Raw genomic sequence first — 11,534 nt, 5'->3', positions numbered from 1 at the left:
GGGAAAACGTCCATAGTCCGGCGAATTCGTCTGGCCCTATACGCAAAGAGGCCCGCCGTTGAAATAACGATGGGCCTCTCTCTAGCGCTGATCCGACAGCGCTACGAGTTCATGGTGATAAGGAATTCATCATTGTCCCGTGTTCCTCGCATCTTGTCGAGCAGGAAGGACATGGCCTGCAGGGCATCCATGTCGGCCAGCAGTTTCCTGAGAATCCAGATCCGCTGAAGCTTGGCTTCGGGGATAAGTAGTTCTTCGCGACGTGTTCCGGACTTGATCACGTTGACGGCCGGGAAGATTCGCCGGTCGGACAAACCACGATCAAGGACCAGTTCGGAGTTACCCGTTCCTTTGAACTCCTCGAAGATAACCTCATCCATTCGGCTGCCCGTATCGATGAGCGCGGTTCCTATGATCGTGAGCGAACCACCTTCCTCCACATTGCGAGCGGCTCCAAAGAAACGCTTCGGGCCGCGCAGCGCGCCCGCCTCGATTCCACCGGAAAGCGTTTTACCGCTGTTCGTAGTGATTGCGTTGTGTGCGCGCGCGAGTCGAGTAATCGAGTCGAGCAGGATTACGACATCCTGTCCGGCTTCGACCAATCGCTTTGCTTTTTCGAGGACGATATCCGCGACCTGAACGTGTCGTTCGGGATCCTGATCGAACGTCGACGAAATGACTTCCGCTGCGCTCACGTTGCGCTCCATGTCCGTGACTTCTTCCGGTCGCTCATCGACCAGCAAGATCATCAGATACACATCGGGATGATTCTCGTGGATCGCATTCGCAAGCTTCTGCAGAAGGATCGTCTTTCCTGTTTTCGGCTGCGCGACAATGAGGCCACGCTGTCCCATCCCGATCGGGCAGAAGAGGTCCAAGATTCGCGAGCTGTACTCGGTAGATTTTGTCTCGAGCTTTAGATGCTTCTCCGGGTAGAGCGGTGTGAGATAATCGAACAGCGGCCGGTCTTCCAGCTCGGCAGGTGTTCGCCCGTTCACCGTGTTAACCTGTATCAGCGCGAAGAATCGTTCTCCTTCTTTCGGGGGACGAACTTCACCGTCGACTGTATCGCCAAGCTTCAAGCTGAATCGTTTGATTTGCGATGGCGAAACGTAGATGTCGTCGGGGCTCGGCAGGTAGTTGTATTCAGCTGATCGGAGGAAGCCGTATCCGTCGGGAAGGATTTCGAGCACCCCGATCTTCCGGATCATGCCGTCGAGGTCCGTCTTGCTGGGATCGTGCTGAGCCATGTACTCGGGGCGACCCTCGTACACCTTCTTGCGGCGTTCCTCGTTCTCGCGTCCTCCACGTCGGTTGTCCTTGCCTCGTCTGTTGTCACGCCGGCGATTTCTGCCGCCACGTTCACTGCCGCCGCGTTCACTGCCGCTGCGTTCGTTGCCGCCGCGTACGTTCCCGCTGCGTTCACCGCGACCGCCGCGATCGTTGCGATCACCCCTGTCACTGCGTTCGTTCCTGTCACGACCCCTGTCTCGGTCACCGCGACCGCCCCGGTCACCCCCGTCACTTCTGTCACGCGAACGGTCGTCGCGGTTGCCGCTGTCTCGTCCGCCGCGACCATCACGGTTTCGTTCTCCGCGTCCGCCGCGATCGTTCCGATCACCCCTGTCGCTGCGTTCGTTCCTGTCACGACCCCTGTCTCGGCCGCCCCGGTCACCCCCGTCACTTCTGTCACTTCTGTCACGCGAACGGTCATCGCGGTTGCCACCATCGCGTCCGCTACGATCACTACGGTCTCGTTCTCCGCGTCCGCCACGGTCATCACGATTACGTCCTCCGCGATCGCGGTCATCGCGTCCCTGGCGGTCGCCCCGCGATTGTGAATCACGTGCACCGCGGTCGTTGTCACCGCGATCATCTCTTCCGGGTCCGCGCTCGTCTGCTTGCCCCTGGTCTTGCAGCGCGTCTGCATCGTCGTCTCTTGAAGGCCGCTCGGGGATCTCGACCTTCTCAAGACGTGTGCTTTTGCTCGGCCTCTCACTACTTCGTTGGCGCGTGTCGGAATTCCGGTCACCGTTCTCCCGATCTGGCGTCGAAGACGACGAGCCCTGCGATTGTTTCCCTCGATTGCCGTCATCAGAGTCCGTTGCGTCGCGTGGCGGCCGTGTGGACCCATCGGCGGCACGCTCTGCGTGGGCCTCGAGAATCTTGTATATCAAATCCTGCTTCTTCATGGTTGAGAAGCCGGCGAGTCCCATCTTGCGGGCCTTGTCGCGAAGGTCGGGGAGTTTCTGGTCTTGCAGGTCGGAGATTTTCATGGCATGCGATGAGTTGCCGGAAGGACGAGATCTGCGTCAGGTGCCCTCGCACCGTCTCGTGCAGGTATACAGGTCATTCTGGTCGGGGAGGGTGTTCAAAGCGAACGTTAGCAGGGATCGATCGTGACGATCCACTCTACGATTCAAGTCGGAGGGTAAGTCTCTTCTCGTCGAAGGCGCGAGACAAGGAGTGCAAACTTGCGGAAGGTGCGACAGACTGAATAATCCGTGTTCTGCCGCGTGCGCGAGGCCTGCAAGCGAAGTGTTCTACGCCGCAAGATAGCGCAATAAGTAGAAAAAACAACACTCTTCCCGCTGTGGCGCGAGAAGCGGAGTGTGCGGAGGAGTGCCGCGAATGAGCTCGCATACCGTCGGGCGACGGACCTGAGCGGGCGACAATCTATATACGCAACGGTAATTTTGGAGTTTCAATCACTGGTTCTGACGGCTTCCAGAGCCGAGGCGGCAATATGGTGAGAGCCGGTCAGAAGAAGTACGTCGTGCGCATCAGCAGTTTGACGAAACCGATCAAGCACGTGTGATACGCTTCCCTGAATATCGACGCGTAATCCGCTCCGCTTAAGCAATGACGCGAACCCGGCCGGGTCTATAGCGCGATCGGCGTCGATGGGAACGACGGAAACGCTCGCGCCGCTGGCAACAAGCGATCTGGCAATGCCTTCGGCGTCCTTGTCTTTCATGAGACCGATAGCGACATGGAGCCGTCCCGATGAATATGCCGCGAGGTGCTTCAGCACGGCGTCAATGCCCTGCGTGTTGTGTGCCACGTCCGCCACGATCAGAGGCTGACAACTGAGAGTCGAAAGCCGGCCTATAAATCCTGCGTTCCTGCTCACGTTTGCAAGACCCGACCGGATAGCGTCCTCGGAGACATCAGTCTCCGGGTCACGCGACAGCAACTCGACGATTCGAACAGCGACCACGGCGTTCCAGATCTGGTGTTGACCGGGAAGACCAATCTTCAGATCGTCGTAGCGACGTTCTGGTGTTTCGAGTTCAATCCGCGTTTCGGTCAAGCGGACATCGACGCTCTTGACCGAACAACTCCTGCGCACGTTCTCGATGTCTGACCCGACGGCGCGCGCGGCTTCGGCAATGGTGTCGAAAGCCGCACCCTTCGCGATCGTAATGGCCGGGATACCCGCTTTGATGATCCCTGCTTTCTCCGCCGCAATTTCTGTCAGCGTACTGCCCAGAATTTCGGTGTGCTCAAGGCTGATGTCGGTGATTACGGACACCTCGGGCCGAATCACATTTGTCGCGTCGTAGCGACCTCCCAGACCCACCTCGACGACACCGATGTCGACTCCGAACTCTGCGAAGTAAAGGAAGCTGAGCAAAACGGTCGCTTCAAAGAAGCTGGCCCCGACATCTTCCAGTGGCCCTCTGAAACGACCGATGGCGCCCTCTACCCAGTCGGGGGATGCCGGCGCCCCATTGATCCGCATGCGCTCCTCCAACGAGTGCAAGTGTGGAGACGTGTGCAGGCCGGTCTGCTTGCCCTCAGCGGTCAGGATCGATGCAGTCATAGACGCCACAGACCCCTTGCCGTTGGTACCGGCGACATGAACGCAGGGGTACCGGCGATGCGGATCGTCGGCCGTCGTCAGGAGCGCGCGCATTCGCTCCAGCCCGGGCTTGTATGCGGCACTACCCTCTACGGCGAAGCGCGGCAGCCCAAGCAGATAGTCGTAAGCTCGTTTTGTGTCTGGATTGATCAACCGTACACGCCCGGACGAGTGAATTCGATATATCGTCGATCGCCCGTTCGATGACTCAGACGAATACGAACTGCATCGTCCGGAAGAACGGACTCGACAACGTCCGGCCATTCAATGAGGCAAACGCCGTCGCCCTCGAAGTACTCCTCGTAACCAAGGGCCAGAAACTCGTCGAGACTCTTGAGGCGGTACGTGTCGAAGTGATAGACCGTCCACTTCTTACCGACATACTCGTTAATCAGCGCGAACGTCGGACTTGTGACGCGCTCCGGATCCAGACCCAGTCCTGCGCATATTCCTTTTGCGAGGTGAGTCTTTCCCGAACCCAGATCACCGTACAGTGCAACAACTTGTCCCGGCTTGAGCCGGCCTGCGAGGCGGCGACCTATCTCAAGCGTCTCTGTCGGCGAGGTCGTTTCCGCCGGAAGCGTATCGGTCATCGGCGTGGTATCGACTGGCTGCGCTCAGGCCGTCCTGCGTCTGGGGGTCATCGTAATGATCGGCAAAATCATCTCTTCCATCGACGCCCCACCATGCTGCATCGTGTCCCGGTATTTGTTCAGATACTGGTTGTAGTTCGTCGGATACACGAAGTAGTAGTCTTCCTTGGCGATGATGAAATTTGAGTTTATGCCCGTACTTGGCAGACCGTAGGCCTCGGGGTCCTTGACGAAGATGGCATGGCGCGCATCGCACTTCAGATTGCGGCCGTACTTGTACCGCAGTGCCGTCGACGTGTGGCGATCCCCGATCACTTTTGCCGCATGTAAACTTCGGATCGCACCGTGATCTGTCGTGACGACAACCGTGCATTCGGCGGCAGCCAGATCCCTGAAAGCCTGAAAGAGCCAGGAGTGCTCGAACCAGGTTCTGGTGAGCGCGCGATACGCCCGCTCGTCCGGCGCGATCTCTTTGAGCACGGCAGAATCGGAACGAGAGTGCGCGAGAATATCTACGAAGTTGACCACGACGGCACTCAAGTCATGCTGCAGCAGGTCGTGCACGTTGGTGGCAAAATCACGACCGTCGTCGGTGCCGACAAGTTTGTTGTAGCGGAGCCGGCAGGTCACACCCTTTCTGGTCAACTGGTCTCTGAGGAACGGTTCTTCGTTTCTGTTGCGGCTATGCTCATCTTCTTCGCCGTCCGCCCACACTTTTGGATATTTGCGGGCGAGGTCACGCGGCAGCAGTCCGCTGAAGATTGAATTCCGCGAGTAAGGTGTTGCTGTGGGCAACAGGGAAAAATGAAACTTCTGTTCCAGTTCGAAGAGAGGATGCAGCAGCTTCTCGAACATCAGCCACTGATCGTATCGCATGCAGTCTATTACAAAAAAGACGACCGGTCGCTTTGATGCAAGATGCGGTATGACTGCTGACTCGACCACCTCGTGGGAAAGGATCGGACGGTCGCCTTCGGATGCTGGCGGCGCCCCGGCAACCCAGCGCTCATAGTTTTCCTCCACATAACCACCGAAGACCCGGTTCGCCTCTCGATACTGATCCTCGAGAATCTGCCGGGTCCCCTCGTCCTCTTCAATCTCAAGATCAAAGCGGACCATGCGATTGTACAGATCAATCCACTCGGTCGAGGTCAGCGGAGCCGCCAGTGCCTGCGTAATTTCGTTGAACGCTTGCAGGTAAGTCTGCGTCGCTTGTTCGCTGCGCAGGCGTTGGCGGTCGAGGATTCGCTTACACGTGAGCAGGACCTGGCTCGGGTTTACCGGCTTGGTGAGGTAGTCGCTGATCTGGCGACCGAGAGCTTCTTCCATGATGCGCTCCTCCTCGCTCTTCGTGATCATCACGACCGGGACCTCCGGAGCAATCCGGTTGATTTCGGCAAGAGTCTGGAGACCTCCGATGCCCGGCATCTGTTCGTCCAGAAGGACCACCTCAAACTGCTCGTCGCGCACCTTTTCGATCGCATCGGAGCCGTTGGTCACGCTGGTAACTTCGTAGCCCTTCGACTCAAGAAAAAGGATGTGCGGCTTCAGCAGATCGATCTCATCGTCAGCCCAGAGGATGCGAGGATTCGGCATTCGGTCCCGGTAAATACTGAGGAGTTATGGCGTACGTCCGGATCGCACCGAAGCACGGTCCTGCGCAGGTATACCGGACGTCAGGCGCTTTTGATTCTGTCGCGGCCGACGGGCTCGAGAGGCGGCGCTCAGCTGGTAGGCGCCCAGACGTATTCCCCGGACGGATTGATGTAGCCATATTTGCCGTCGATCTCGACCAGCGCCAGGCCATGCGAGAAGTCCCAGGCTACATCAAACCGGGGTTCGATCGCGATGCTTCCGTCGGGGCGAATGAATCCCCAGCGACCATCGACGCGCACGCGCGCCATGCCCTCTACGAAATTCCAGGCCTGATTGTACTGGGGCTCGATAACGACGTCACCGGATGGATTCGAGTAGCCGTAGACGTCGCCGACTCTAGTTCTGCCGAGTCTCGGTTCAGGCTTCCCGTTCTGCTCCAGGAAAGAAGCCTCGATGCGAAACGCGGGTTCGACGGCGGTACGTCCCGTCGCATCGATGTACACCCACTGCCCATCTTTTTCAACCGGGGCCAATCCGCCCGAGAAGAACCAGGCATCCGTGAACTCAGCGGGAATGACGAGTGCGCCGGTGGGATCTATAAACCCGTAGCGGTCGCCGGACTGGACGAGCGCACGCTCTTCCGAAAACGGCCAGGCGCGCTCAAACCGGGGTTGGATAACAACCTGGCCGGACACATCGATGAATCCCCACATTCCGGCCTGCACAACTGGAAAGAAGACCGTTTCGGTCGTGCCTAAGTCGGGTGCCGAATCCGTTCCGGACTGGCACGACGAGAATCCCAGCGTAACTACGGCCAATGTGGCGGCGCACGCCGTACGGTATAGGAGAGTCATAGTATCTTGAATGAACCTAGAATTCCCGGAACGCGGACCCGCCGGCAGCAACCTGTGTGGTCGCGAGGTATACACAGTATACGCAGGTGACCGTGCAGGCTCTACGGATTGTCGCCCCGAACACAGAGAAACAGGAGAGAAAGGGACAGATGAAGAAAGCTATTGTTGAAGCCATAAATGAACAAATACAGGCGGAGTTCGAGTCGGCCTACATTTACCTCGCAATGTCCGCTCGTATGGAGCAGATGAATTTGCCGGGTTTTGCTTCCTGGTTACGCATTCAGTGGCAGGAAGAGACGGTTCACGCCATGAAGCTGTTTGATTTCATGATTCAGCGTGACGCGGAGGTTGAGCTGAAGCAGATCGAGAAGCCGTCGACGAAATTCAAGACGCCGACAGAAGCGTTCGAGTCCGTACTCAGCCATGAGCAATACATCACCAATCGCATTCACAAGCTGTATGCACTCGCAGTAAAGGAGAACGACTATCCCTTGCAGACATTGCTGCAGTGGTTTATTGACGAGCAGGTGGAAGAAGAGGAAAATGCTCGTGCAGCCATCGACAGCCTCAAATTGGTAGGCGATTCCGGGTCCGGTCTTTTCATGCTGGATCGGGAGATGGGCAGTCGAAGCCTTCCGGCTGACGCGGGCGCCTGACGCCTGATTCCTTTCTCAAGCCGCTGTGTCCATAGTAATCCGTCCGTCCGACGTCGAGACCCCACTTGATCCCGTTCGGTTGTTTGGCCGGGCGGGTCCACTCGTCCTTGAGGTCGGGTTCGGAAACGGCGAGTTCCTGACACACCTGGCAGAGCGATTTCAGGATTGGAATATTCTCGGGGCAGATACCTCACCTTCGTCCGTCGTGCGGGCCCGGAAACGGATTCGTCGAGGGTCGTTCGAGAACATTCGGTTGTACAGTGGCGATGCGCGGTATGTCGTGCGAAACATGGTGGCTGCGGCGGGCTTGCATCGGGCCTATGTTCTCTTTCCTGATCCGTGGCCCCGCAGACGTCATGCGCCGCGGCGCCTCCTGTCGACCGCGTTTCTGACACTCCTTGCGTCGAGATTGACCACGGACGGTGTATTGTCACTCACTACGGACCATCTGGACTACTTTGAGTTTGCTCGCCAGAGTGTGGCCGCGACGGGTTTGTTCAGGGAAGAGGTCGGTGAGCCACCGACGGAAATGTTGGAGACCCGGTGGGCACGCCGATGGCTGGACCAGGATAGACCGATCTATCACGCTCTGTTTTGCAAGACTGCGGATCCGCCCAAAATTCCTGGACGACAGGAGAAGACAGAAATGCAACATGCCCTCATGAGAGGTGACCTTTCAACGGTTGCTCGTTTCGAGAAGGAGGCCTATGTGCGGGATGGGGCGACGATCGTGCTCGCTGACGCGTATCGTTCGCTCGACGGCTCGGCCATGATCTTTCTTGCCATGATCGAAGAGGACGATCTTCATCAGAACGTTGTCATCGAGGCTCGACCGAAGGGAGAGGACATCCTGATTGGTGTAACGAAGTTCGGGAAGCCGCTCAGCACGCGGGGGTTGAATCAGGCGGTGTCGTGCGTAGCCGAGTACCTGGCGGGTCAGGGGCTGGAGGTGCTGGAGTCCCGGTACTAGGTGTCGGCGTCGTCGACGCTGAGCTGTGGACTGCTTGCTGCTACGGCGCTAACGGAATTCCTTACGATTCTTCCATCCTGGCGAAGCATGAGTTGGCTCGCCGGCGTCGTGCTCCCGGTGGTTCGAGTTGATCCGGGTCGACAGGGCGGCAGCAATGGATCCTGCGGCAAACTCGCTGTCGTCCAGCTGCGGCAGCTCGGAGGGCTCGAAATGCTGTTCGATAAAGTGTGTGCTCATGTCGCCCTTCCGGTAGGCCGCGTTGCGCATTACGAACTGACAGAACGGGATCGTATTACGGACTCCGTCGATGGCGTAGGCTGAGAGCGCACGGTCCATGCGGTTGATGGCCTCGATTCGCGTCCGGCCCCATGCGGTGAGCTTCGAGATCATCGGGTCGTAGTGAATTTCGACCATGCCACCCTCCTCAACGCCCGCGTCCACGCGTACGAAAGGGCCCTCCGGGGGTCGATGCCGTAGCAGAGTCCCCGAGTCTGGCAGGAAATCGTTCGCAGGATCCTCGGCATAGATCCGACTCTCGATAGCATGTCCCCGGATGAGAAGATCGTCCTGGGTGATAGTGAGTGACTCGCCCTCGGCGATGCGAATTTGCTCGGCGACGAGGTCCAGTCCGGTGATCCACTCCGTCACCGGGTGCTCAACCTGGAGCCTCGTGTTCATTTCCATGAAGTAGTAGTTCAGATCACGGTCAACGAGGAACTCGACGGTGCCCGCATTCACGTAGCCGCATGAGCGTGCCGCCTCGACGGCGGCCTTCCCCATGCGCTTGCGCAGCGCCTCCGTCATGATCGGGGACGGGGCTTCCTCTATGACTTTCTGATGCCGTCGTTGAATCGAGCACTCGCGCTCGAACAGATGTATGATGTTGCCGTGTGCGTCGGCGAGTATTTGAAATTCGATGTGGCGAGGCTTCTCAATGAGTTTCTCGAGAAAGACTCTTCTGTCACCAAATGCTGACTGAGCTTCGGACTGCGCCGAGGCGAGTGCTTTTTCGAGTTCTGATTCGCTTCGGACGACGCGCATGCCTTTGCCGCCGCCGCCTGCCGCCGCTTTCAGCAGGACCGGGTAGCCGATTTCTGCCGCAATGGTCGCAGCCTCGTCAGCGGTTGCGACAGGTTCGACCGTGCCGGGCACGACCGGAACTCCCGCCGCCTCCATCATTTTGCGGGCGGCAGTTTTGTCACCCATTGATCGGATGGCCGATGGCGGGGGGCCTATGAAACAGATCCCGTTCTCAGCGCACATGTCAGCGAAAGCAGCGTTCTCGGCGAGGAAGCCATAGCCGGGGTGGATGGCGTCAGAATTGGTCTGGCGGGCGAGATCGACGATCGCTTCCTGGCGCAGGTAGGATTCGCGTGACGGGGCGGGGCCGATCTCGTAGGCCTCGTCGCAGTAGCGTACGTGGGGCGCGGAACGATCGGGAGTGCTGTAGACAGCTACGGTGTGGATGCCGAGTTCCTTACAGGTTCGTGCAATGCGCAGTGCGATCTCGCCACGGTTCGCGATCAGAATCCGGTTGAATCTATGGTTGTACATTTGGTCGCGCGTGCATCCTCTGGCACGGATTGTGCGTTTACGGCTAATAGAAAGGAAATGAAGACATATGCTGCCGCAACGGACTCGAACCGGAAGAAATGCCCGGCATCCAGTGACAGAACGGCCGACTGGAGCTAATCGACTTCCCGTTGCAGCGGTGTCGCAGAGCGATGCCCGAACATAAGGATTACTACAAAATACTCGGCGTCAGCGAGTCGGATGGTACGGCCGAGATAAAAAAGGCGTATCGAAAGCTCGCTCAGAAGTACCACCCCGACAGGAATCCGGGCGACAAAGCCTCCGAAGACAGGTTCAAGGAAGTCCAGGAAGCGAACGAGGTGCTTTCGGATTCGAAGAAGCGGAAGGAGTACGATATGCGGCGGAAGAACCCGTTCGGGTATGGCGACGGGTTTGCCACGTCGGGCGGGGGTCGTTTCTATCGCTCGCCGGATGGCACGTACGTACGTTTTGACGGCGGGCCCGGGCAGCCCGGTTCAGGATCGGGGCCGGATAGCTTCGGCGATTTCGGGGGAATATTCGACAGGTTCTTTGGTGGCGGGGCGCCGGAGCCGACGGGTACTGGTCGGGGGCGATCATCCCGGCTGGATTCCGAGACGACGCTCCGCATTAGTTTTGATCGGGCGTTGCGTGGTGGAAGAACGGAAGTAACTCTTCCGTCCAGTGAACGCGTGCGGATCAACATACCGAAGGGCGTGCGGCAGGGATTCAAGATCCGGCTCAAGGGCAGGGGTCAGCGTGGGCCCGGTAACCGGCGCGGAGACCTCTACGTCTCGTTCCTTATTGAGCCGCATGCGGAGTTGCGTCGGGACGGTGATGACGTGCTTGCGCACGTACGCATCAATGTCTTTGAGGCAATGCTGGGTACTTCGCTCGAGGTTGCGAACGCATACGGGAAGAAGATCAAGGTGCAGATTCCGGCGGGTACGCAGCCGGGCGAGCGCCTTCGGCTTGGAGGTCAGGGAATCGAGACCGAGACGCGTACGGGAGACATGTTCGTAGAGGTGGATGTTGAGGTGCCGAAGAAACTGACGAAGGCGCAGAAGGAGAAGTTCGAGAGAGCCGCGCGCGATGCGGGGTTGCTCTAGCCGGCAGGTGGGCGGTTTTCGGTGGGCATTGTGGCGGCCGCAGCAATTCGAAGAATACGTTCCCCGATCTCTATCGTTGTCATCCCGAGCGACAGCGAGGGGCCTGTGCTTTCAGTTTTGTCCAACGTGTCGATCCATCCATGCCTCAGGCCCTTCGCAGGCTCAGGATGACATAAGGCTGCACCCTGTCGCCCGGACTGCTTCACTGCATTCGCAACTCCTCGACCTGCGGCTACCCTGCCTGAAGGGCGTGCCGCACCAACTCTTCGACCGACGTAATGCCGGGGTGTTCTTTCAGCGCACGACTGATGCTTCGCTCTGCCCCTGCTCGCGACAACCC

At 58.5% G+C, this 11,534-nt stretch carries 9 protein-coding genes; 3 read left to right on the top strand and 6 right to left on the bottom strand.

Annotation, left to right across the window (positions count from 1 at the left end; all coding sequences use genetic code 11):
- Positions 1–101: 101 nt before the first annotated feature.
- The 5 genes from rho to HKN37_05155 form a co-directional block, all read right to left on the bottom strand.
- The gene (gene rho / locus HKN37_05175; protein NNE46035.1) at positions 102–2,276 is read right to left on the bottom strand and encodes a transcription termination factor Rho; all 2,175 of its coding nucleotides are present in this window, start codon (positions 2,274–2,276) and stop codon (positions 102–104) included.
- Positions 2,277–2,704: 428 nt separating this feature from the next.
- Positions 2,705–4,018: a bifunctional folylpolyglutamate synthase/dihydrofolate synthase gene (locus HKN37_05170; protein NNE46034.1), complete on the bottom strand. Its 1,314-nt coding sequence runs from the start codon at positions 4,016–4,018 to the stop codon at positions 2,705–2,707.
- Positions 4,015–4,458, bottom strand: a complete 444-nt coding sequence (gene tsaE, locus HKN37_05165; GenBank protein NNE46033.1) for a tRNA (adenosine(37)-N6)-threonylcarbamoyltransferase complex ATPase subunit type 1 TsaE — start codon at positions 4,456–4,458, stop codon at positions 4,015–4,017. Before tsaE ends, HKN37_05170 begins: the two co-directional genes overlap by 4 nt.
- A 24-nt stretch (positions 4,459–4,482) precedes the next feature.
- Positions 4,483–6,054 (bottom strand): response regulator, encoded by a 1,572-nt coding sequence (locus HKN37_05160; GenBank protein NNE46032.1) that lies wholly within the window; start codon positions 6,052–6,054, stop codon positions 4,483–4,485.
- Between the two features lie 128 nt (positions 6,055–6,182).
- Positions 6,183–6,908 carry a WG repeat-containing protein gene (locus HKN37_05155; protein ID NNE46031.1) on the bottom strand — a complete coding sequence of 242 codons (726 nt, stop codon included), beginning with the start codon at positions 6,906–6,908 and terminating at the stop codon, positions 6,183–6,185.
- Positions 6,909–7,057: 149 nt separating this feature from the next.
- On the opposite strand from HKN37_05155, the gene HKN37_05150 reads away from it, so the two are divergent.
- Both HKN37_05150 and trmB read left to right on the top strand, forming a co-directional pair.
- Entirely contained in the window at positions 7,058–7,564 is a 507-nt protein-coding gene (locus tag HKN37_05150) for a ferritin (protein NNE46030.1), read from the top strand.
- A gap of 25 nt (positions 7,565–7,589) precedes the next feature.
- The gene (gene trmB, locus HKN37_05145) at positions 7,590–8,534 is read left to right on the top strand and encodes a tRNA (guanosine(46)-N7)-methyltransferase TrmB (protein ID NNE46029.1); all 945 of its coding nucleotides are present in this window, start codon (positions 7,590–7,592) and stop codon (positions 8,532–8,534) included.
- Positions 8,535–8,582: 48 nt separating this feature from the next.
- On the opposite strand, the gene accC is transcribed toward trmB, so the two are convergent.
- Positions 8,583–10,088 carry an acetyl-CoA carboxylase biotin carboxylase subunit gene (accC, locus tag HKN37_05140; GenBank protein NNE46028.1) on the bottom strand — a complete coding sequence of 502 codons (1,506 nt, stop codon included), beginning with the start codon at positions 10,086–10,088 and terminating at the stop codon, positions 8,583–8,585.
- A 170-nt stretch (positions 10,089–10,258) separates the two neighbouring features.
- On the opposite strand from accC, the gene HKN37_05135 reads away from it, so the two are divergent.
- A complete protein-coding gene (locus HKN37_05135) occupies positions 10,259–11,194 on the top strand; it encodes a DnaJ domain-containing protein (GenBank protein ID NNE46027.1) in 936 nt (311 codons plus the stop codon).
- Positions 11,195–11,534: the final 340 nt, after the last annotated feature.

It is taken from the genome of Rhodothermales bacterium, from assembly GCA_013002345.1.
In the GTDB taxonomy this organism is placed as follows: Bacteria; Bacteroidota; Rhodothermia; order Rhodothermales; family JABDKH01; genus JABDKH01.
The sequence above is the reverse complement of the archived record's forward strand: the minus strand, read 5'-3'. Positions and strand labels throughout refer to the sequence as shown.

Bases quoted from the DNA above. Each gene is read 5' to 3' on its own strand.
- HKN37_05135 (NNE46027.1), top strand. From the start codon at position 10,259: ATGCCCGAACATAAGGATTACTACAAAATACTCGGCGTCAGCGAGTCG.
- HKN37_05150 (NNE46030.1), top strand. From the start codon at position 7,058: ATGAAGAAAGCTATTGTTGAAGCCATAAATGAACAAATACAGGCGGAG.
- HKN37_05155 (NNE46031.1), bottom strand. From the start codon at position 6,908: ATGACTCTCCTATACCGTACGGCGTGCGCCGCCACATTGGCCGTAGTT.
- tsaE (NNE46033.1), bottom strand. From the start codon at position 4,458: ATGACCGATACGCTTCCGGCGGAAACGACCTCGCCGACAGAGACGCTT.
- rho (NNE46035.1), bottom strand. From the start codon at position 2,276: ATGAAAATCTCCGACCTGCAAGACCAGAAACTCCCCGACCTTCGCGAC.
- accC (NNE46028.1), bottom strand. From the start codon at position 10,088: ATGTACAACCATAGATTCAACCGGATTCTGATCGCGAACCGTGGCGAG.
- HKN37_05160 (NNE46032.1), bottom strand. From the start codon at position 6,054: ATGCCGAATCCTCGCATCCTCTGGGCTGACGATGAGATCGATCTGCTG.